The 22,084-nt window shown below is 55.8% G+C and carries 19 protein-coding genes; 11 read left to right on the top strand and 8 right to left on the bottom strand.

Annotation, left to right across the window (positions count from 1 at the left end; genetic code table 11):
- The first annotated feature begins 16 nt into the window (after window positions 1–16).
- The 3 genes from uvrB to LEP6406_RS28530 all read left to right on the top strand — a co-directional run bounded on the left by uvrB (window position 17) and on the right by LEP6406_RS28530 (window position 2,999).
- Window positions 17–2,032 carry an excinuclease ABC subunit UvrB gene (gene uvrB / locus LEP6406_RS0216580; protein WP_008319354.1) on the top strand — a complete coding sequence of 672 codons (2,016 nt, stop codon included), beginning with the start codon at window positions 17–19 and terminating at the stop codon, window positions 2,030–2,032.
- Between the two features lie 104 nt (window positions 2,033–2,136).
- Window positions 2,137–2,514 carry a phasin family protein gene (locus LEP6406_RS0216575; RefSeq protein WP_008319353.1) on the top strand — a complete coding sequence of 126 codons (378 nt, stop codon included), beginning with the start codon at window positions 2,137–2,139 and terminating at the stop codon, window positions 2,512–2,514.
- Complete coding sequence (locus tag LEP6406_RS28530) at window positions 2,511–2,999, top strand: hypothetical protein (RefSeq protein WP_008319352.1); 489 nt, start codon at window positions 2,511–2,513, stop codon at window positions 2,997–2,999. The genes LEP6406_RS0216575 and LEP6406_RS28530 overlap by 4 nt, the downstream gene beginning before the upstream one ends.
- A gap of 11 nt (window positions 3,000–3,010) precedes the next feature.
- Here the strand turns inward: LEP6406_RS28530 and LEP6406_RS0216565 are convergent, their stop codons facing one another.
- The 3 genes from LEP6406_RS0216565 to leuB all read right to left on the bottom strand — a co-directional run bounded on the left by LEP6406_RS0216565 (window position 3,011) and on the right by leuB (window position 5,410).
- Window positions 3,011–3,829 carry a prepilin peptidase gene (locus LEP6406_RS0216565; protein WP_008319350.1) on the bottom strand — a complete coding sequence of 273 codons (819 nt, stop codon included), beginning with the start codon at window positions 3,827–3,829 and terminating at the stop codon, window positions 3,011–3,013.
- A gap of 149 nt (window positions 3,830–3,978) precedes the next feature.
- Window positions 3,979–4,254 carry a hypothetical protein gene (locus LEP6406_RS31350; RefSeq protein WP_008319347.1) on the bottom strand — a complete coding sequence of 92 codons (276 nt, stop codon included), beginning with the start codon at window positions 4,252–4,254 and terminating at the stop codon, window positions 3,979–3,981.
- Window positions 4,255–4,327: 73 nt separating this feature from the next.
- A complete protein-coding gene (leuB, locus tag LEP6406_RS0216555; RefSeq protein WP_008319346.1) occupies window positions 4,328–5,410 on the bottom strand; it encodes a 3-isopropylmalate dehydrogenase in 1,083 nt (360 codons plus the stop codon).
- A 234-nt stretch (window positions 5,411–5,644) separates the two neighbouring features.
- Here leuB and LEP6406_RS0216550 point away from each other — a divergent pair, with 234 nt between their 5' ends.
- Window positions 5,645–6,499 (top strand): prephenate/arogenate dehydrogenase, encoded by an 855-nt coding sequence (locus LEP6406_RS0216550; RefSeq protein WP_008319344.1) that lies wholly within the window; start codon window positions 5,645–5,647, stop codon window positions 6,497–6,499.
- Here the strand turns inward: LEP6406_RS0216550 and LEP6406_RS0216545 are convergent.
- Window positions 6,489–7,616, bottom strand: coding sequence for a mechanosensitive ion channel family protein (locus tag LEP6406_RS0216545; RefSeq protein ID WP_008319342.1), 1,128 nt, complete (start codon window positions 7,614–7,616; stop codon window positions 6,489–6,491). The genes LEP6406_RS0216550 and LEP6406_RS0216545 overlap by 11 nt on opposite strands.
- A gap of 265 nt (window positions 7,617–7,881) precedes the next feature.
- A complete protein-coding gene (locus tag LEP6406_RS0216540; protein WP_008319340.1) occupies window positions 7,882–8,985 on the bottom strand; it encodes a mechanosensitive ion channel family protein in 1,104 nt (367 codons plus the stop codon).
- A gap of 313 nt (window positions 8,986–9,298) precedes the next feature.
- Between LEP6406_RS0216540 and LEP6406_RS0216535 the strand changes: the two genes are divergently transcribed.
- Both LEP6406_RS0216535 and LEP6406_RS0216530 read left to right on the top strand, forming a co-directional pair.
- Window positions 9,299–10,336 (top strand): ABC transporter substrate-binding protein, encoded by a 1,038-nt coding sequence (locus LEP6406_RS0216535; protein WP_008319338.1) that lies wholly within the window; start codon window positions 9,299–9,301, stop codon window positions 10,334–10,336.
- On the top strand, window positions 10,333–12,090 hold the full coding sequence (locus tag LEP6406_RS0216530; RefSeq protein WP_008319337.1) for a sensor histidine kinase: 1,758 nt from the start codon (window positions 10,333–10,335) through the stop codon (window positions 12,088–12,090). Before LEP6406_RS0216535 ends, LEP6406_RS0216530 begins: the two co-directional genes overlap by 4 nt.
- Before the next feature lie 117 nt (window positions 12,091–12,207).
- Here the strand turns inward: LEP6406_RS0216530 and LEP6406_RS0216525 are convergent, their stop codons facing one another.
- The gene (locus tag LEP6406_RS0216525; RefSeq protein WP_008319335.1) at window positions 12,208–12,474 is read right to left on the bottom strand and encodes a DUF3146 family protein; all 267 of its coding nucleotides are present in this window, start codon (window positions 12,472–12,474) and stop codon (window positions 12,208–12,210) included.
- A 355-nt stretch (window positions 12,475–12,829) separates the two neighbouring features.
- Window positions 12,830–13,411: a VOC family protein gene (locus LEP6406_RS0216520; protein ID WP_008319334.1), complete on the bottom strand. Its 582-nt coding sequence runs from the start codon at window positions 13,409–13,411 to the stop codon at window positions 12,830–12,832.
- Window positions 13,412–13,701: 290 nt separating this feature from the next.
- Between LEP6406_RS0216520 and LEP6406_RS0216515 the strand changes: the two genes are divergently transcribed.
- The 5 genes from LEP6406_RS0216515 (at window position 13,702) to LEP6406_RS28520 (ending at window position 17,816) form a co-directional block, all read left to right on the top strand.
- Window positions 13,702–14,370, top strand: coding sequence for an RNA polymerase sigma factor (locus LEP6406_RS0216515; RefSeq protein WP_071992247.1), 669 nt, complete (start codon window positions 13,702–13,704; stop codon window positions 14,368–14,370).
- A complete protein-coding gene (locus LEP6406_RS28525) occupies window positions 14,363–15,445 on the top strand; it encodes a tetratricopeptide repeat protein (protein ID WP_225886563.1) in 1,083 nt (360 codons plus the stop codon). Before LEP6406_RS0216515 ends, LEP6406_RS28525 begins: the two co-directional genes overlap by 8 nt.
- Before the next feature lie 7 nt (window positions 15,446–15,452).
- A complete protein-coding gene (trmD, locus tag LEP6406_RS0216505) occupies window positions 15,453–16,265 on the top strand; it encodes a tRNA (guanosine(37)-N1)-methyltransferase TrmD (protein WP_008319327.1) in 813 nt (270 codons plus the stop codon).
- 147 nt (window positions 16,266–16,412) lie between these two features.
- On the top strand, window positions 16,413–16,892 hold the full coding sequence (gene ispF / locus LEP6406_RS0216500) for a 2-C-methyl-D-erythritol 2,4-cyclodiphosphate synthase (protein WP_008319326.1): 480 nt from the start codon (window positions 16,413–16,415) through the stop codon (window positions 16,890–16,892).
- A 537-nt stretch (window positions 16,893–17,429) separates the two neighbouring features.
- Window positions 17,430–17,816, top strand: coding sequence for a BON domain-containing protein (locus LEP6406_RS28520; RefSeq protein ID WP_008319322.1), 387 nt, complete (start codon window positions 17,430–17,432; stop codon window positions 17,814–17,816).
- 253 nt (window positions 17,817–18,069) lie between these two features.
- Here LEP6406_RS28520 and LEP6406_RS0216490 read toward each other — a convergent pair whose 3' ends face one another.
- Entirely contained in the window at window positions 18,070–22,035 is a 3,966-nt protein-coding gene (locus LEP6406_RS0216490; protein ID WP_008319320.1) for a DNA-directed RNA polymerase subunit beta', read from the bottom strand.
- Between the last annotated feature and the right edge of the window lie 49 nt (window positions 22,036–22,084).

Genomic DNA, 22,084 nt, shown 5'->3' with positions numbered 1-22,084 from the left:
GTGGTGGTGGGACAACATGGGCGACTTCCATATTCAGGCCCCTTTTGAACCCAAGGGCGATCAGCCCAAGGCGATCGCAGCGTTGCTGAAAAATCTGCGGGATAACCACCGCTACCAGACGTTGTTGGGGGCTACGGGGACGGGCAAGACCCACACCATGGCGCGGGTGATTGATCAGATCGGTAAGCCGACGTTGGTGCTGGCCCACAACAAGACCTTGGCGGCCCAGTTGTGCAATGAGTTGCGGGAGTTTTTCCCCGACAACGCGGTGGAATATTTCATCAGCTATTACGACTATTACCAGCCGGAAGCCTATATCCCCGTCACAGATACCTATATTGCCAAGACGGCCTCGATTAATGAAGAGATTGATATGCTGCGTCACTCAGCCACGCGATCGCTGTTTGAACGGCGAGATGTGATTGTGGTGGCCTCCATTAGCTGCATCTATGGTCTAGGCATTCCCTCGGAATATTTGAAAGCCTCGATTCCGCTCCAGGTGGGGCGAGAGGTAAACCAGCGGCAGGTATTGCGGGAGCTGGCTACGATTCAATACACCCGCAATGATCTGGACTTGGGGCGGGGGCGGTTTCGGGTTAAGGGGGATGTTCTGGAAATCGGCCCCGCCTACGAAGACCGCATTATCCGGGTGGAATTTTTCGGGGACGAGATTGACGCTATCCGCTATGTGGATCCGGTAACGGGAGCCACGTTGCAAAGTCTGGAGGCGGTGAATATCTACCCTGCTAAGCACTTTGTTACCCCGGACGACAAACTTGAGGCGGCCTGTCAAGCCATTGAGCAGGAGCTACGGGATCGCCTAGAGGTTTTGGAAAAAGAGGGCAAGTTACTAGAGGCCCAGCGTCTAGAGCAGCGCACTCGCTATGACCTGGAGATGCTGAAGGAGGTGGGGTATTGCAATGGGGTGGAAAACTATGCCCGCCACTTGGCAGCCCGTGAAGCGGGGTCGCCGCCGGAATGTTTGATTGACTATTTTCCTAAGGACTGGCTGTTGGTGATTGATGAGTCCCATGTCACCATTCCCCAGATCCACGCGATGTATAACGGCGATCGCGCCCGCAAGACGGTGCTGATTGACCATGGTTTCCGCCTTCCCAGCGCCGCTGATAACCGCCCCCTGAAGGCGGAGGAGTTTTGGGACAAGGTACACCAGTGCGTCTTTGTCTCTGCTACCCCCGGTAACTGGGAGGTGGAGATTTCTGAGGACCGGGTGGTGGAGCAGATTATTCGCCCCACTGGGATTCTAGATCCAGAAATTTTCGTCCGCCCCACCGAGGGCCAGGTGGACGATCTGCTGGGGGAAATCCGCGATCGCGCTGCCCGCAATGAGCGGGTGTTGGTCACGACGTTGACTAAGCGCATGGCGGAGGATTTGACCGAATACTTTCAAGAACACGGAGTCCGGGTGCGCTATCTGCACTCGGAGATCCACTCCATTGAACGGATTGAGATCCTGCAAGACCTGCGGGACGGCAGCTTTGATGTTTTGATCGGCGTCAACCTGCTACGGGAGGGGTTGGATCTGCCAGAGGTGTCCCTGGTGGCAATTCTGGATGCGGACAAGGAGGGCTTCCTGCGGGCGGAGCGATCGCTGATTCAGACCATTGGTCGCGCTGCCCGCCACGTCCAGGGCAAGGCCATCCTCTACGGCGACAAGCTCACCGATAGCATGGCTAGGGCCATTAGTGAAACCGAACGTCGCCGCACCCTCCAGCAAGCCCATAACGAGCAGCACGGCATTACGCCCCAATTCACGATTCGCCCCCGCAGCAATGCCATTCTGTCTTTCCTAGAGGTGTCTCGCCGTCTGAATGTGCAGGAGTTGGAGACGGTTTATGACCACAAGGCGGATCTGTCCCTAGAGGATATTCCTGAGCTGATTGGGCAATTGGAAAAACAGATGAAGGCAGCGGCCAAAAACCTGGAGTTTGAAGAGGCGGGCAAATACCGCGATCGCATTAAAGTCCTCCGGGACCAACTCCTAGGCAAGCGATCGCCAGTGACGGACTAATGCCCGTTGAACTAATGCCCATTGATAGGGATAACGGTGGAGGGTGGGCATTGACGGAAGTCAGCCCCTATCCTATAGACAATGGCATCCTAGGAGATCGATCCATGGCTGGTTTTGGTGATTTGGTGCAAAAGGCATTTTATTTGGGCGTCGGTATCGCCTCCTATGCGGGAGAGAAGGCAGGGGACACCGTCAAAGATGCCCGCGTCCAGGCCCAAAAGATTTTGGACGAACTGGTGGCCCGTGGGGAAATGACGGCGGAAGAGGCCCAGAAGGTCATTAACGATATGATGCAGCGGGCTCAGGAGCAGGTTTCTCCCGCAGCGTCTACCACAACGGCCTCCGAGCCCCGGCGCATTGAGATTCTAGAAGACGAAGAGCCAACAGAGATGACGGCAGAAGAGCAACAGGCGGAAGCCCTACGCCAGCAAGTCGCGGCCCTGCGAGAACAATTAGAAGCCCTAAAGCAACAGCAATCATGAGCACCCCAGAGGATTGGGTTCGAGAGGTCAGTGAATTTCTCCAGGTGAGCACCCGCATTACGGAATCATGGCTGACCCAAACCCTGGATACCACCCTAAAGGCGGCGGATGCGATCGCAGATGAAATCGAACAGCGCGTTGGTCCGACCCTAGAGGACTGGGCGACGGACTTACACAAAGCCATAGAGCCCTTAGAGACTCAGTTGGATGCCGAGGCGGAGCGGATGGCGGCGGAGATCACCGAGGTGATGACCCCCATTGTCACCCCCCTAGTTGCCAGTCTAGAAGTCTGGTTCGAGGCGCTCTCGACCCCCATTAACAACACCGTCGATCCCTGGGTGAATGAGCATCCTGCCTGCATCGGTTGCCGCCATTACTACGGCCAAGCCCACGGGGGGCACCTGCTGATCTGCGCCATGCATCCCTATGGTCCCGAGGATGAAAAGTGCTCAGACTGGGAGTCGGTCTGGCCTCCCCAACCGTAACGTCCGACCTTCTAACTGACCCCGAGGGGAAAGAAAAGGCGGAGATAGAGATGGATCAGGGTTTCTCCCCAGAACAGGGCTACTAGGGCTGCCACTGACAGAAAGGGGCCAAAGGGAATCGGATCTCGACGACTGAGGAGACCTAGCGCGATCGCACCCCCCCCAAAAAATGCCCCCAGGGCACAGGCCAAAAATCCGCTAAGGACCATGCCTTGCCATCCCAACCACGCCCCCAGCAGTGCCGCCAGCTTGCCATCGCCGCCCCCCATAGCGGGTTGCCCCAGGAGGATGGCCCCGAAAAAAACCAAACCGTCAAAGATCCAGATCCCCAGAACGGCCCCCACAATGCCCCCCATCAGCGCCTCAGCAGTGGTTCCCCAGCCCTCGTTGAGGGGATGCAGCAGGATGACTTGCGCGATTAAACCCACCCCTAGGCCCGACTGGGTAAGACTGTTGGGCAGTGTGAAGGTGTCTAAGTCGATAAAGGCTAGGGCCAGCAGCCAACTGATCAGCAGCCATGCCGCTAGGGTCTCTAGACTGAGGCCAAACTGAAGAAAGGCAGTGAGGAATAGTCCGCCCGTGAGGGCTTCGACAAGGGGATAACGAACTGAGATCGCAGTTCGACAATACCGACAACGGCCCCGCAGCCACAACCAGCCTAGGATAGGCACATTGTCATGGGCCTGAAGGCGGTGGTGACATTTGGGACAGTGAGAGGGGGGATGGAGTAGGGATAGGCCCGCTGGAATTCGGTACACCACCACATTCAGGAAGCTGCCGACCGCCGCCCCCACCCAAAACATCAAAAATGGAAACACCCAAGCTGCCACAGCCTACTCAGTCATAGGGGATTTGCATAGAAATAAAGTCCCATCCGTAGGGGCAATCCCTTGTGGTTGCCCGGTGGATGATATTGGTCTGGTGGTGAAGTGTTATGTCATGGTACGAATTGCCCGTCCCTGAGGGAATGCCGGAAGGATTAGTGAATATCAGGCTCGATCTGGTGCAGAGGGATAAAGCACTCACTGGGAAGCAGTACCGGGCGACCACCAAAGATCAGTTTGCCGCGCCGGGTTTTACGCCCAATCGCGACCCCAATCGGGCGGTGAATGTCGTCAGGATGGACTTCGTAATAGGCTCGATAAATATGCCGCGCTGCCTTAAGCAGAGCCGGATCAAAGATGTGGGCCATGCCAATGGGGTCAGGCCGGGGGGGCAGCGGGGCAGGGGGAAGTGGCTGATGATAGCTGTGCACGACTTAAGAACCCCTATTTCAATAAATATGGCAAAACTGTAATCGATTTTTCCCATCCTAGGGGTCCATGCCCCTAACCTAATGCCTTGAGTAGCGCCTCCCCCATGGCTTTGCACCCCACTGGGGTCATGCCTTCCGCCATAATATCCCCAGTTCGGTATCCCTGATCTAATACCAATAGTACTGCTGTTTCAATGCGATCGGCAGCCTCTGGCTGATTCAAACCATAGCGCAACATCATGGCAGCGCTGAGCACCTGGGCCAGAGGATTCGCCTTATCTTGTCCCGCAATATCCGGGGCAGAGCCGTGGACGGGTTCAAAGACCCCTGGCCCATCGGCCCCCAAACTAGCGGAGGGCAACATGCCGATGCTGCCTGTGAGCATGGCGGCGGCATCGGAGAGGATATCGCCAAACAGATTTCCCGTAACGATGGTGTCAAACTGTTTGGGCCACCGCACCAACTGCATGGCGGCATTGTCTACATAGAGATGGGATAGTTCCACGTCAGGATAATCCGGGGCCAAGGCAGTAATGCGATCGCGCCATAATTGCGACACCTCCAGTACATTTGCCTTGTCCACAGAGCAGAGCCGCCCACCCCGCTTTTGGGCGGTTTCAAAGGCGACCCGGCCAATGCGATCAATTTCGCTAGTCGTGTAGGCCATGGTATTCACCCCCCGCTGCTCCCCAGTTTCAGCGGTAAAAATCCCCTTGGGCTCACCAAAGTAGATACCCCCCGTCAGTTCCCGCACCACCATAATGTCAACGCCTTCCACTACCTCCCGCTTCAGAGAAGAGGCATCAATGAGCTGAGGCAAAATCGTAGCCGGACGCAGGTTAGCAAACAGCCCCAGCCCAGCCCGCAGACCCAGTAGACCCGTCTCAGGGCGCAGATGGCGAGGTAGGGTATCCCACTTGTAGCCACCGATGGCCGCCAGCAGCACCGCATCGCTCTGGCGGCAGGCGGCTAGGGTGGCCTCCGGTAGGGGACTGCCGGTTTCATCAATAGCCACCCCCCCCATCGGGGCCGACTGAAACTCGAACTGAAGGTCCAGTTGGCTGCCCACCAGCTTCAGCACCTCTACGGCCACCGCCATGATTTCAGGGCCAATGCCGTCACCAGGCAACAGGGTAATACGAAAGGATTGGGTCATGGGTATACAGAGATCACCACCGCTAGGCGGCGCACAAGAGACAAAAGACACATCGTATTATCCTACCCAGCGACCCCACCGCCAATATAGCCGTCCCGGCTGTCCAGGGTCAGGCATCTTGCCTGACCCACAAGAATTGCACATTATAAGGATCCGGATTCCTGAGATAAGTCGGTAAGCATCAGTGGATGATGGGATGATGCGGTTTCCAATGCAAGACGCTTCCTCGGGGTTATGAAAATTGGCATTGTGGGTTTGGGGTTGATTGGCGGCTCCCTAGGGCTGGATCTGCGTCGCCAAGGACATCAGGTGTATGGTGTGGCGCGGCGGGCGGATACCTGTGCGGCGGCGGTGATGGGGGGCATGGTGGATGGAGCGACGACGGATCTAGCCAGTCTGGCGGCGGTGGAGATAGTTCTAATCTGTACTCCCATTGCCGCGATCGCACCTACGGTCCAGGCGCTTGCCCCCCACCTCGCTGCCGACACTATCATCACCGACGTGGGCTCTGTCAAAGGGGCGGTGGTGCAGGCGGTGAGTCCCCTGTGGCCCCGATTTGTCGGGGGGCATCCCATGGCGGGTAAGGCGGAGGCGGGGCTGGCGGCGGCAGAAGCCGACCTCTTTCGCCAACGACCCTACGGCATCACCCCCCTAGAGACAACGGATCCAGATGCGATCGCAACCGTTCACGCCCTAGCAGAATCCCTCGGAGCCCAGGTCTTTATCTGTACCCCAGAGGCCCACGATCGTGCTGTGGCTTGGATTTCCCACCTGCCCGTCATGGTCAGCAGTAGCCTGATCCAAGCCTGTCTCCAGGAATCCGACACCCCCGTGCGGGAGTTGGCCCAGCACCTGGCCAGCTCTGGCTTTCGCGATACTAGTCGCGTGGGGGGCGGCAACCCCGAACTGGGGCTGATGATGGCCCGCTATAACCGAGCAGAAATTCTGAGATCGCTCCGCTTCTATCAGAAGCAATTAGCCACTCTGACGGATCTCATCGAACAAGAGCAGTGGGAGACATTAACCACCCTATTGCGGGCCAGCCATGAGGCCCGACCAGGGTTTGTCGAAACAGACCCTAAAGCGTGACGGGGGACTCCACATAGACCGTGGGGTCTTGGGTGGTGAACTGGATGCCGTAGCTGTCCAGACGTTGGGCGATACTTTCGTTCGCTAGCACTAAGAGCCGCTTCCGCAAATCCATGGAATTGTCGCTGGACCCGAGAATGAAAAAGGTCACCCGCGCCCGCCGCATTCCCTGACCCCGAGCCCCATTTTCGTCCCCCGCTGGGGTGAAGACAATACTGGTGCTACCGGGATCAACGCCAAACACAGAATCGGTGCATTGGTTCACCACCTGCCGCACTAGGGCGGCATCTTCGTCTGCTAGGGCGCGGGTAAAGTCTAGATAGAGCATCACCATCACCTTCTTGGCGCGGCTGACATTCTCGATCTCCATGGTCACCAAGTTGGAGTTGGGCAGAATAATCAGAGTGCTTTTAGCGGCGGTGCGAACTTTGGTGGAGCGCAAACCGATGGATTCCACCCGGCCCAATTGGCCGTTGCTCAAGCGAATGTACTCGCCGGGAATAAAGGGTCGATCCAGATACAGCACGATGGTGCTGAGCAATTGCTCCAAAATCTTTTGGGCAGCAAATGCGATCGCAAGTCCCCCCACCCCCAGGCTAGCGAAGAGGCCAAATAGGTTGAACTGCTGACTCTGGGCGTAGATCAACACCGCAATTAAACCAATAACACTATTGGCAATAGTTTCAAACACTAGCAGCAGTTCATCCACCTCCAGACCCATCCGTTTGATCAGGTCTACCCCATAAATGCGGACCCCTTGGCGAAACAGGCGGGAGACTAACCAGGCGATGCCCACAATAACTGCCAAGTCTATCAGGGGAGTCAGGAGGTCATAGATATTAGGATGATCTTCCTCTAGCCAGCCCAGGGCGAGGGCCATCAGGAGCAAGGTGCCGACGGTGCGTAACGTACCTCGGATCGGCTCCATCATTTGGTCGTAGACCACCACCACCGGAGTGGGAAAAAACCGCCGTACCGTAAACCTGACCACATTGGGGGTCCAGCGCCCTACGATTAAGGCCAAGAGCAGCAGCACCAAAAAAATGACCAGGGTAGGAGTCTGCGCGATCGCGCCTAACCCCTCCACCTCCCACAGCCTTTTCAGTCTATCCAGCATGCCCTATCTACTCCGTTTTCCCTGACGTGCCCATACCCCGGTCCTCATCCAAAGCCAGATCTAGGGGCTGTGAACAATCAAAGCCAGATTTCTTGTTATGGGTCGGCTACAGCCCCTAGCTTGATTCCGTCGGTCGGGCGTGGTCATGCTTACCCTACAAGGGTTTCCCCGTTAATGGTCCACACGCCCTGGTTTGAATCCAAGCGGGATCAGCGCTACACCGTATCCAAAGCCTGAGCCAAACTGAATCCAAGCGGGATCAGTGTTACACCGTGATCGGCGAGTCTATATATATCGTGGGCTCCTCAATATCAAAGGAGATACCGTAGCTCTTAAGGCGTTTGGTCATCTTTTGATTCGCCACATCCAGCAACTGCCGCCGAATTTCCATGGAGCCACCACTGGCCCCCAGAATAAAGAGGGTGGTCTGCACCTGGGTTAGTCTGCCCCCGTCCAGTGCCCGAAAGGCAATAGCCGTACTGCGATCGTCGATGCCAAAAATATCGCGGGTGCTGTCTTGAATGACCTGGCGAATCAGGGCGCGCTCCTCTTCTCCCACGGTGCGGTACAGGTTGAGATGGACAATTGCCATCACCTTACTGGCCCCAGAGAAATTTTCCACCGTGGATTGAATAATCAAGCTATTGGGCACGACCGCTAGGGTTCCTTTCCCCGAAGTTCGGATCTTGGTGGATCGCAAACCAATAGCCTCCACCCGGCCAAAGGTACCATCCGGTAGCCCCACATAGTCATCCACCTTAAAGGGCTGATCTACATAGATCACTACGCCCCCCAAAAGTTGCTCCAAGACCTTTTGGGCCGAGAATGCGATCGCAATTCCCCCCACCCCCAGACTGGCCACAATGCCAAAAATATTGATGGCGTGGGTCTGACCAAACAGCACAATTAGGATTACGACAATGCCAAAGTTGGCCAAAAAACGCCCAATGAGCAACAGTTCACTATTGGTCTTGCGCCCCCCTTGGAGTGCCGCATCGATTAGATAGGTGTCGAAATAAGTATGGAAGCAGCGGACCAGAAACAGCCCCAGCACCCCCGTCAGCGTCAAGGTAACTAGAAATTCAAAGCGATTAAACCAGGGCACATACCAAATACCCTGGAGCAAAATCAGTCCGCCCAGATCCACCAGCAGCAGCGCCCCCAGCATCACCAGCAGCGATCGCTGGGGTTGAATCACCCGACCGTAGAAGCCAGAGGCATCCTCTGGACGCAGCCATTGCAACCCCCAGCGAATTAGCAAAGGGACGCCCTGACCAAAGATGAGGGCCATGCCCCCCGCTACCCCCGCCAAAATCAGCCAAAACAGGGTCGGACTTTCAACCGCCAGCCCCAAATAGGAATCCCACATACCGCCACAAGATTCTAAAAAGTGCCCACAGTGTATCGAACCCACCCAAAGCCCGCCTCCCTCAAAGGGCAAGAGTTTGAGGCCGCCATCCTATTCAAATTTGAACAAATTTGTTCAAAACCGTATGGGCGATGGTCTTTGATCGGCCTTGGGTGATCTCACCCCCATTGACAGAACAGCCCCAGTTCTAATCTGCCCCTTGCACCTGGTTGAGAGAGGCGCGAGGTTGGGCACCCTGGATTCGAGTGATCCGAATCTTTAACCTGATGTTCCCTGCCGCCTAATCCCTATGTAACAGCCTATTGCTATTGCCATGAAACGCCTACTTCGCTTGATCTATGCTCCCTTGAAGCATTCTCGCTCCCCCCTGAAGGCACTCATCCTTTTTGGCATGGCACTGGTAGCCACCATCGCTATCGCCAGTTGCACCGCTAATAATCAGCCCAAACTATTGAAGGTTGGCCTCAATACCTGGCCGGGATTTGATATCGCCCTCTACGGACAGACCTCCGAGATCTTTGCCAACCGGGGACTAGACGTGGAGTTCGTTCGCTTTGATGTAGCCCAAGACACCGTGCGGGCGCTGCTACGGGGCTCTCTCGACCTAGCCTTTGTCTCCCTGTGGGATGCGATGCAGGCCGATCCCGGCGAGGAAAACCCCGCCTACATCATGGTCACCAATGTGTCCTACGGGTCCGATGGTGTGGTGGCCCAGCCCAATATTGATACCGTGGCCGATCTCAAGGGCAAAACCGTGGCCGCCAAGTTGGGCAGCGTTAACCATCTGATTTTTCTAGAAGCCCTAGCGGCCCATCAGGTAGACCCCTTGGAGGTGAACATTGCCGACATCACTAATGAGGAGGCAGAGGCCGAAATGTTAGCGGGCAGCCTGGATGCCGCCGTCCTTTGGGAGCCCATGCTGGGGCAGACTGCCACCGCCATTGACGGCAAAGTCCTCTTCACCACGGCAGATGTGGATAGCCATGTGGTAGATGGGTTGATTGCCCGCTCCAGCTACCTAGAGACCAATGCGGCAGAAGTCGAGGCATTCATCCTGTCCTGGTTTGACATTATGCAGGCGGTAGATGAGACACCGGAAGAGGTCTTCCAGGCGGTAGGAGAGCAGTTGGGACAAGCTCCAGAGGATTTCGCCGCCGACTATGGGGGGCTAAAAAAAGGCGACATCGCTATGCATGAACGGATGTTTCTGGGCCAAGATCGGCTGGCAGCCGTCCAAGCAGAAATTGTTCGCTTCCTGGAGCAGGATCCCCGCCATGGCCGAGTGATTCGTGAAGACCTAGAGATCAACCCCAAACCCGTGGAAAACGCGATTCAAGCCTGGAAACAATGACGGATGCAAACCCGAAAAAACGTCACTGGAGCCTCTCCCAACAGCTTCTCCTAGGATTTGGCAGCTCAATCATCACTGTGGGGTTGGTCACCCTGGGAGTGAACTACCGATTGATCCGCCAAAACCTCGATACCCAGGTGCGGGTGCGGGCGATGGCCATTACTGAAACCCTGGAATTTTCAGCGGAAAGTCTGATCCAAGGCGAAAATATTACCGCCTTGAATCGGATGGTGCAGAACTATTCCACCCTGCCAGCGGTGGTTGAAATTTTCCTGCTCAACCCCCAGGGACAGACCCTGGCCCAAGGCCCCAACACCACCGCCCAGGATAGCTTTCTAGATCGCTATCCCCACCTTATCCCTCAGGTGGAAGCAGCTATGGCCAGCGGCACGACGTTGCAAGTGCCGATCACCATCAATGGCCGCCCCGCTCTTGTCACCCTGCTGCCCTTCAGCAGCACCATGTTTGGCAGCACGGGCGGTCGAGGAGCTGCGATCGCAGTCCTCGATCTGAACCAATTGCAGCAAGATGCCCAACGCACCTTCACCCATTCCACCCTCACCCTGCTGCTGGGAGCCACAGCCATCCTCATGCTGATGGGGATGCTGGTGCGACGATTAGTACTGCAACCCATTGAAGACCTGAAGAAAGCAGTGGAAGCCAGTAAGGAAACCGGCACCTTTACCATGCCCGCCGCCCTGAGCAGCCACGAAATTCACTTTTTAGGACGGTCCTTCGACAAGGTTTTTCGCCAGCTTGAAGCCTACAACCAGCTCCAAATAGAAATCGCCCACCGCCAAAAAGTTGAGGCCGGACTACGGGAAAGTGAAACTCGCGAACGCAGTAAATCTAAGGCCCTAGAGCAGGCGCTGCAAGAGATGCAGCACATGCAAATGCATATGGTGCAGAGCGAGAAAATGTCGAGCCTAGGCCAACTGGTGGCGGGGGTAGCCCACGAAATCAATAACCCGGTGAATTTCATCTACGGCAACCTCAGCCACGCCGATGAATACATCCAGGATCTCCTCACCCTGATCCGCCTGTACCAAACTCACTACCCCGACCCCGACCCCGTCATTCAAGACGAGATCGATAACATAGACCTAGAGTTTCTCCAGACAGACTTGCCCAAATTGCTGCAATCTATGCAGGTGGGAGCCAGCCGCATTCGCGACATCGTCAAGTCCCTGCGGGTGTTTTCCCGCATGGATGAGTCCGAGGTGAAAGAGGTAGATCTCCACGAGGGTATCGACAGCACCCTGATGATCTTGCAAAATCGCCTCAAGGCCCGCCCCGAACATCCCGCCATCCAAGTCGTGCGCGACTATGGCCAAATTCCCCCAGTAGAATGTTCCGCTGGACAATTAAATCAGGTGTTTATGAATCTCCTCTGCAATGCCATTGATGCCCTAGAGGAAACCATGGCCACCGCTCCCGTAGCAGCCCAAAATGGTCAGCCTTCCGCCCCACCCACCATCACTATTCGGACCGAACCCGTAGATGGCCAACGGGTCCGTATTCAAGTCCAGGATAATGGCTCTGGCATCCCGAAAAATATTCGCAATCGCTTGTTTGACCCCTTCTTTACCACCAAACCCGTCGGACGGGGTACAGGTATGGGGCTCTCCATCAGCCAAGAAATCGTTGTTGGCAAACACGGCGGCCAACTAACCTGTGACTCCATCCAGGGCCAAGGTGCCACGTTCGGAATTACAATTCCACTGCGGTTTAAGGGAAAACAGACTGGAGACTAATATTCTTTAGCGAGGAAACCTTTACAGGGTCAGCATAACTACGCCTGCCCTACGAAAGAAAGCTAGGCGCTGTAATCGGCCCATAACCAAGAATCTGGCTTTGATGGTCCACAGCCCCTAAATCTTGGCGCGAATAGTGAAAGAATAATCGCCGCCCGGTTCCAGTTGATAATCAAAGCGTTCTAAAAACCGTCCCAGAGGTTCACGAATCAGGGCGCGACCCAGAGAAGGTTCGATGCTGAGTTGGCCCTTGGGAAACTGCCATTGAAACTGCCACGCATATTCACTAGCCCGCACCTCCCCCACCAAACGCCCTTGGTGCCAGGACTGGTAAGTGATACGGACATAGGCAGTAGTCTCGGGTAGCGATCGCTTGGGTGTCACGGGGCTGGGTAGCTTATGGGCTGGCAGTCGTCCCCGCTCTAGGGCAGCGTCGCGAGAGAAGACTTCCTGTTAGCTACCATAACGGCCCAGGTTCCTGGGGTCTACCCATAGTTCAGAACTTCTAGACATCCAGCACCCACCCAGAAGTGGAGCAACCCCCAAAAACCAAGACAGCCTACCCACGCTGAAAGCAATAGAAACAGGGGTATGACTAGTACTGCTTGGCAGAAATAGGCTTACGATTCTGCCGCACCAGCCCAACATTTTCTGGTCCCTTCTCCCCGCGGGAGAGGGCTAGGGTGAGGGGCCGAGGTGTGCCACGATGGAACGGCCAGGGTATTTCCGTTGCCCAGTACTAGGCAGAAATTTCCGCCATCTCAATGACCTGACCGTCATAGTCCTTTACCAGAAAATTAAGGGGTTGCTCCCGGCGGATTTTATGGCGAATCCCCCGTGTTTGCACCCGCATTAGCAATTGTTCTAGACAATCATGATCAAAACAAACATGGCGATCGCGATTGCCGTGGCCCCGACTGGCCCCACCCACAATGTGGAGTTGGGTGTTCTTTTTAAGCTGATACCAGAGACCATCCGGACTGTTGTAGGGAGTCCCCTGCCCACCAAAATTACTTGCAGCTAGCATTGGATCTAACCCAGCAGTCCCCAGCGTTTGCTCATAGTTGTAGTAATAGTGCAGAGGCACATCCGCCGCCGGAAGCCGCAACATCCCCTCATAAAAGCGGCGGGCCAGTTCCAGATCAGACACCATCACCGTATGGACCTTAGGTGCGCTGCTCAGGAACATCCACATAGCCCCGGCATAGGCCACCAGCAGCATCACCATGATGCCCTGGGTGGAAAAGACATCCACTGGCAACCCTAGCCAGCTTAATATCGGGGACGGACTCCCCTGCCATAGGTCCACAATGGTGCTCATAGACAGATCACTTGACTCAGTCGGTTGAGAAAAATAGATTGCAAGAAGTATATAGTCAGTATCCCCGCTTCCTTAACTAGTGTATCAAGGGGAACGAGGTGCCATGAGCCTGGATCGTCTTTGCCCTCAGGGATAGCCCCAAATTGGGACAACTCCACTGGATTTTGTAAAAAAATCGGTTTTCTTCAAAAATCTGTGGTTATAGTATGAGCAACTTTGATGGCTGTTGCGTCCCATTGTCCTAGATTCCAGTGCAAATCCCCAGCTTCCCTGAATGTAGTCACGAGCTTGTGCAGCAGTTAGCGCCCCTGAGCGATCGCGAACTGCTCCAGCGCTTCAAGGCCGAGCCCACCTCTGGCCGATATTTTACGGCTATCTTCTGCCGCTACAGTCCCATTGTCTATAGTCTGATTCGCCATTCTGCCCGGTCTCCAGTGCAGGCAGACTATCTCTTTGCCCTCACTTGGCGACACATCTTGAATGAACTGGGGGGCCTTGATCTCCCCGCCGAAGATGCCACGCCCCAACGGTCTCTCTCCCTCCAGAGTTGGCTGATCAACGTCACCGCCCTCTGTATTAATCAGGCCATACTGCCAGAGGTGGAGGAAATCCACTACGCCCTAGAGGAAGCTTCTCCCCCCCTCTGGTGCTATGTAGAGCGGGCACTGGACAGCATGGAACCCGTGGAGCGCTTGATTTTGGTAATGGCCCGCACCTTCCACTGGAGCGATACCCGCATCGCGGCCTACCTGCAAGCAGAGGGAGAACGCATTTCCCCCTCTGAAGTCGCTAACCGCCTGCGGGTGGCCTGTCGTCACTTGGAACAAGCCCTCCCCGAGGACATCTACCAGATTTACATCCAAGCCTTGACCACCTTGGCCCCTCGCAATGGTCAGGGACCGGCCTCTAGGGGCCATCGCAGTCCCCTACCGGAATTGGCTTCGTCTCCCCTTGAGTAACCCCAGCCTCCCTACCCCCCGCAACCCCATGACTCCTCGTCCGACTCCAACGGCTGCACTCTTGGCCCTGTGCTTGGTGGGGGGCTTGCTATCACCCTCGGTGGCCCATGGCCTTGAGCAACTCGAACGCCAGCTTGATATTCGTCCCAACAACGCTACCCAGGGACAACCTCGGGATGTGGCAGACCAACTCCTGCGTCTCGGCAGTCAAGAGCGGCAGGCAGGCAACTATGACCGTGCGATCGCGGCTTGGTACCGGGCCATCGACATCTACCACGCCCTGGGAGACCTCACCACTGCCGGCATAGCCTACGACTACATCGGCCTCACCTATGCCCAATTGACCCAATACCGGGAAGCAGAAGACACCCTGCGGCGACGGCTGGCGGTCGCTCAGGACAACCACGACTTTTTGGGGCAGGTGCGGGGCTGGAATAATCTAGGCACAATTTTCGTGCAGCGGGGGCAGTTGATTCCCGCCCAAGAGGCGTTTCAAACCGCCCTAGCCATTGGTCTAGATGTGGGGGATAACGCCGGAATCGGCCTCTCCCTCAGCAATCTGGGGCTAGTGGCCCGCAGCCAAAGCAACCTCCATGATGCCCGCAAATACTACGAAGCGGCAGCGGAATACCGCTTCCGGGCCGGAGATCTGGCCGGAGAGGCAAACTCCAATAACACCCTAGGAGCCATCTACTACGGCCTAGGGGAATCGGGTCAGGCGCTGGGAGCTTACTTGGTGGCACGGGATGCCGCCCGACAAAGCGGAGATATTTCCAATTTACTCCGGGCATTAGACGGATTGGTGGAGGTCTACCAATCGCGCAACGACCTCACCCAGGTCCGGCGATTTATCGAAGAGCGGCTGGCCCTGACCAGTAGTAGCAGCACCTCTCCCTACCAGCAGATGCTAACCTTCACCCGCTTGGGAGAATACTACGCCCAGACCAACGAGACCATCGCCGCCATGGAAGCCTACGAACAAGCTCTCAGCTTGGCCCGACAACTGGAAATCAAGCCCCAGGAAGCGGTATTGATGAATCGGTTACAGGCGCTGCGATTCCAGGGTCGCGAGTAAACGTGTAATGGCTTCCTCCGATTCCTTGTGCTCTGAACCCTTACGCTTTGAACCCTTACGCTTTGATATCGTCACCCTATTTCCAGATTTTTTTACTTCTCCCCTGCAATCGGGGTTACTAGGCAAAGCCCTAGATCGAGGCATTGCTACAGTTCACCTCACCAATCCTCGGGACTTCGCCACCGACAAACACCATAAGGTCGATGACGAGCCCTATGGCGGTGGCGTAGGAATGCTGATGAAACCAGAACCCCTCTTTGCCGCCGTGGAATCCCTGCCCCAGAAGGCACGTCGAGAGGTAATTTTACTCACTCCCCAGGGGGAACCCATGGCCCAACCCCTGCTACACACCCTAGCCCGTGACTACGATCAACTGGTACTGGTGTGCGGCCACTATGAGGGGGTAGATGATCGAGTGCTGCACTTGATCACCCGAGAAGTATCCCTGGGGGATTTTGTCCTGACCTGTGGGGAAATTCCTGCCCTAGCCCTGCTGAATGGGGTGATCCGCCTGCGCCCCGGCACGGTGGCCAAGGCGGACTCCCTCAAGTACGAGAGCTTCGAGACCCCCCTCCTGGACTATCCCCAATACACCCGTCCGGCAATATTTCGGGGCTGGGAGGTGCCAGAGGTGCTGCGGTCGGGCAACCATGGGGCCATCGCCCAATGGCGACATGAGCAGCAACTCCATCGCACGGCCACCCGCCGCCCCGATCTCTACCAGCGCTGGCTTCAGCAGCAGGGCGAAGCAAATCCTGAGTCTATCCCTAATACGCCATCAGAATTAGACCCCCCCGCGTCAAACCAGAAATCTCCTTAGGAGCGTAGGGCTGTGTATTGACCACAATCGTCCTGCCCCGCCAAAAATCGACACTAATCCAGTGATTTTGCGGATACCGTATAAACTTATGTTGAATCTTTGCGCAAAATCACGGAAATTTGCAAGATAATACTGGTTGTTATAGCTATGACTATTCGCATCGGCAACGGTTACGATATTCATCGCCTTGGACCCGATCGTCCCCTGATTTTGGGCGGGGTGCGGCTAGAACATCCCCTTGGTTTAGTGGGCCACAGCGATGCTGATGTTTTGACCCATGCCATTATGGACGCCCTTTTGGGAGCCCTGAGTCTGGGGGATATTGGCCTGTACTTTCCCCCTGATGATCCCCAGTGGGCAGGAGCCAACAGCGTGGAATTGCTGAAGCAGGTGGATCGGTTAATTCGCGATCGCGGTTGGTTAGTAGTCAACATTGACAGCGTCGTTGTGGCAGAGCGGCCCAAACTTAAGCCTCACATTGCCACGATGCGGGCCACCCTAGCCCAGGCCCTCCAGATTGAACCAGAACAGGTGGGGGTCAAGGCCACTACCAATGAACAGCTCGGCCCCACAGGTCGAGAAGAAGGGATTGCCGCCTATGCAGTGGCATTACTGACTCAAGCCTAGAGCCTTAGGAACCCGGATCCTTTAACATGCAATTCTTGTGGGTGAGGCATCTTGCCTGACCATGGACAGCCGGGACGGCTATCCCACGTTATTTGATCTCTATATCCTTAGGTAATTTCCGAACAGCATGTTCCCAAAGGGTGGGCAGTGCCCTACAAGGCTTATTTGTCTCTCCGGGGAACTGACGATGTCTGAGGGGGTCTACTCCCTAGGTACCCCGGAAATTAAACCCTGAGCTTTCAGCCCTTTCCCTGGCTCACATTTCCGCAAAACTGGCTCATCTTACGGAAGTAAGCTCTATCCTGAAGTATCTTTCTTCTAAGTATGTCGTTGAAAATACGCAATGTTCCATCCGTAAACGCATAAAATTCATCTAGTACGCATAAATTCCATCCGGTACGTGTGAAGATTCCTTGAAGCCAATTCTGTGTTGAGGTTGCCCCTGGGTTTGCCCCCCTTGGGGTTGGGCGTAGCCCCCACGCCACTGCCTCTCCCAGGGCTCACAGCTACACCAGCAATGTTCAAGGTGCAGAATCAATGGGTGCTCTAAATCAGATCTCGTTCTTTACTCATCGTCTGAGTTCTCCCAACCCGCCGCCGGCCCCTCAAGGCCAAGCCCGGTGGTTCAAATCCATTCCCCCAGAGCGGGTAGGTCTCGGGGGGGAGTACGACCACTATGGCCTCAAAAAGCGGGTGGAATGTCATCTGCGCAATTGCCTAGGGGCGAATGCGATCGCGGACTTGACGATTCTTCAACGGGGGCGCGTAATTATTCTCCATGGCCGGGTTACCAGCCCTACCCAACTCCAGCAGATCGTCCAGATAGCCCTGATGGTGGAAGGGATTGCCCAAGTGGAGTTGTGTGGCATTGAGTATGTCCCTACGGGGCTGGTATCGATGGGGATCAACCCTGCCTTTGCCTAATCGGAGCATCTCAGCACTACAGAAGATTCCCTGCCATACCCCTAGTCATACAGAAAGAGGGCGCGATTTCGCGCCCTCTTTCTGCGTTACCCACAAATTTGAGATTGACAGACCACTAGTACCGCAGGGCGTAAATCAGCCCACTATTGTCGCGTCAGCCCCACATTTTCTGGTCCCCTCTCCCCGTGGGAGAGGGCTAGGGTGAGGGGCCGAGGTGTACCACGATAAGTTAGGGTATGTACACCGCAGACCACTAGGGGGCAGTGGTGTTGTCATCAATCAGCAGATCATCATCATCTAGAGATTCACCATTGGGAAGCCCGAGGGAGCCATTGCCCTCAATCTGAAGACCAATAATGTCCTCATCATCAGGCAGAATGCCCAGGCCCGCCTCTAGCTCATAGGTACGGGCAGTCTTGTCATCCAAAACCACATCCCGAGCCACATTGTCATCAATGAGGTCACCGTCATAGGCTGCACTGTCCACTTCAGGATGAGAGGCTTCTTCATAGGCATTGAACCCAGTCCCCGCTGGGATCAGACGTCCAATGATGACATTCTCCTTCAGTCCTCGCAGCCAGTCCGACTTGCCCTCGATCGCAGCTTCCGTAAGAACCCGCGTGGTTTCCTGGAAACTGGCGGCGGAGATAAAGCTATCGGTATTCAGGGACGCCTTGGTAATCCCCAATAGCATGGGGGTGTACTGAGCCGGGGCTCCCCCCGTGATAGACATGGCCTCATTGACCTGCTCAATTTGGTAGATCTCCATCAGCTCACCGGGGAGCATGGTGGTGTCTCCGCCATCATCAATGCGAGCCTTTGAGGTCATCTGGCGCACAATCACCTCAATGTGCTTGTCGGAAATATCCACCCCCTGGGATTGGTATACCGACTGCACCTCATTCACCAAAAAGGTTTGCACCGCCTGGAGTCCCTTCATCGCCGCCTCATGGGTACCAAGCCCTTGAGCCAAGTGATAGTTGAAAAAGATCTCCAGAATTTGGTGGGGATTCGGAGGACCATCCGTCAGCGGCTCAGCAGTATCCACTACTTGACCATCGCTGATCAGCATATTTTGCCCCGCAGTGATGATGTAGTCGGTGACCACGCCATCATTTTCCACCACCTTCACCTCGATGTTTTCATCGTCCAGGAAGTGAACCTGAGCCGTACCAGGACGCTCCGCCAAGACACAGGCTTCCTTCGGTTTACGGGCCTCTAGCAATTCCTCAATTCGGGGTAGACCCTGGATGATATCCCCAGTTTTGGCCCGCTCAAACACCAACAGCACCAGGTTATCCCCCCGCTGCACTAGGTCGCCGTCGTCAATATGCAGCACAGCTCCAGTCGAGACCCGATAGGGGCGGGCAAGGCGCAACACCAAATGGGTATCGGTGATTTGAATCACCTGCCCTGATTCGTCCAGCAAAACGCCAGGAGCAACTTCGCTGCCGGCCACCACCAGATCCCCTTCCGCTACGTGGGCCTGTTGACCTTGCAGATCGACAAGAATGCGGTCAGCGTCCCGCGTGACCAGAATCCGGCGAATCGCCTCGTCACCCTCACGGATGCCGCGCACTTCCCCGGTTTCCTTACATTGAATTTCAGTCCGAGCCACAATAGCACCGGGCTCAATTTGCTGACCATCCTCCACCAGTAGGCGGGTGCTAGTGCTGCCCTGGGTCTGGTCCGCCACCACATCGCGGCGCACCACAATGGATTCCAGAATCACCAACTGGAGGCGCATGATTTCGGGATTATCCTCATCCGGAACCTGCTCAATATCCGCCTCTAAGTGGGAGGCTTCCTCCTCAATTTCCAGCACCAATTGGGTCCGAACCAGTTCCTTCCCTTCGACAGCTTTAACCCGTTCTCCATCCTTGAAGGAGATCCGCTGGACGGCTCGGAGGCGAATGTTACTACCGTTGTCGCTGATGGAATCTTGACTGGGTACCGGGGGAGCATCGGGAACGGTGTATTCCTCCACCGGGCGGAGCAAAATGGCAGGGCCTTCCGGCGTCTCTACATATTCCATGTAGCAGAGGCGGTCGGTGCTTAGCCCCGGCATCAGCTCTTCACCAGGCGGGATAATGCTGCGATCGCGCTCCATCAACGCCTCCGGTGCATCCGCCATGTGCAGATCTCCCGGCTTGATCACAATTTCCCGCAGAATATCGTTCTTCTGGGTGACTTCCACCACCCCGCTATTCTGGCTGTAGATATCCTTCACCACCTCGGTGCCCGCTTCCACATACTGGCCATCTTCCACCAGCAACAGGGAAATATCCTTGTTAACCTCATGGGATTCCTCCGGAATCCATAGCAGCGTGCCCCCCTTCGTCACCTCATAGCCCTGCTTACCCTTGCCCTTTTTAGTGGCTTCCACGCCGGAATACTGGATGATACCCCCAGTTTGGGTGTGGTACTGGGTATCCTCCAGTTCCGCCACCACCGCATGGTTAGCCACCTTAGTACCGGGAGTCGCAATCAGGGAAAAGCGCTGGCCATTAGAGGTCTCAATGACATAATGTTCTCCCCCTTGAGCACTCTCCATTTTCACTGCTGCCTGGTTAAGCAGTACGGAAGAGGTAATCACCTCTACCTCACGCCCCCCCTTGTTATCAGTGCTGTCCGGGAGACGCACCAAGCCACCACGCTCCGTAATCTGGCGAGTTTCTGCCAAAACCCCCTGAGCATCAATATGGTCACCATTCTTCACCACGGGCTCAGCATTGGGGGGCAGGTTATACACCTCCCCAGATAGCACCCACAGCAGTCCCCCCCGTTGGGCAAGACGAGTGGTGTTACCCTGGCGATCCTTTTTCTCTTCCTGGACAAGACCAGAAAATTTCACTTCGCCCGAAAGATCGCTGGTTACGTCCTTGGTGGCTTTTTCCGTCACCTTCTGGATCCGGCTCGTCGTGGGCAATTCCGCAACAAGTTGCCCCTTGACAACGTGATCGCCATTCTGGACAAACAAAATCGTTCCCTGGGGCAGAGCCTCCTTCTGGGGCTTGCCCTCCCCAGCAATCACCAGATCCGTATTAGTCTCCAGGATCAGCGCATCCTCCCCATGGCGGGTGCGGAAACTCCGACCCCGAAACTGCTTAGCCAGTTGAATCGTCCCATCGTGTTTAGATTGAATCTGGGGTGCCATCTCCCCAGTAACGGTGCCCCCAGTGTGGAACGTCCGCATCGTGAGCTGGGTACCCGGTTCTCCAATCGACTGGGCAGCAATAATGCCCACCGCTTCCCCTAAATCCACCATCTTCGAGTGGGCCAAGCTCCAACCATAGCAATGGCGACACACAGAACGAGTAGCCTCACAAGTGAGCGCCGAACGGGCATAGACCTCCTCGACCCCTGCGGCATAGATCGCCTCTGCTACGGCTTCCGAGATCGCTTGATTGCGCTCCACCAGAACTTCCCCAGTCTCGGGATGCACGACATTCCGGGCCGCCACACGCCCCAAAAGGCGGTCAGAGATCGGGATCAAAACGCGATCGCCCGCCATCATGCTCCGCACCGGAATACCCAGCTCCGTACCGCAGTCATTTTCCCGAATGATCACATCCTGAGAGACATCCACGAGACGCCGGGTCAGATAGCCCGAGTCCGCCGTCCGTAGCGCCGTATCCACCAGACCCTTTCGCGCCCCGTAGGAAGAAATTACATACTCCGTAACCGACAAACCCTCCCGAAAATTGGTCCGGATCGGCTGATCAATAATGGTTCCCTGGGGGTTGGCCATTAGGCCCCGCATCCCGACTAACTGACGCACTTGGGAGACGTTTCCTCGGGCTCCCGAGAAGGCCATCATGTACACCGAGTTCAAAGGATCATTGCGGCGAAAGTTTTTTACCACCTCGTCCTTCAACAACTCGCTGGTACTGTTCCAGGTATCAATTACCTTTTGAAATCGCTCCACCTCCGTGATTTCGCCTCGGGTGTAGCGCTCCTCCGTAACGCGAATCTCCTCATCCGCATCCTGCAACATCGCCCGCTTACACTCGGGAACCTGCAAGTCCTCCACACTAATGGAGACCCCCGCTCGGGTTGCATAGTGAAAACCCAGATCCTTGACCTCATCCGCCATCTGGGCCGTGCGGGCCGTCCCGAAGTTTTCAAAGGACCAAGACATCAGCTTCTTAAGCTGCTTCTTGTCGATAATTCGGTTTCTAAAGATCATCGGGGATTGATTAGACCCTTGCTCTGCCATTGCGTCTCTCCGCCCTTCGTCAGGTGTTGTCTAGTGGTTTACGTACTAC

The sequence above is a fragment of the Leptolyngbya sp. PCC 6406 genome (assembly GCF_000332095.2).
GTDB lineage: Bacteria > Cyanobacteriota > Cyanobacteriia > Phormidesmidales > Phormidesmidaceae > PCC-6406.
The sequence above is the reverse complement of the archived record's forward strand: the minus strand, read 5'-3'. Positions and strand labels throughout refer to the sequence as shown.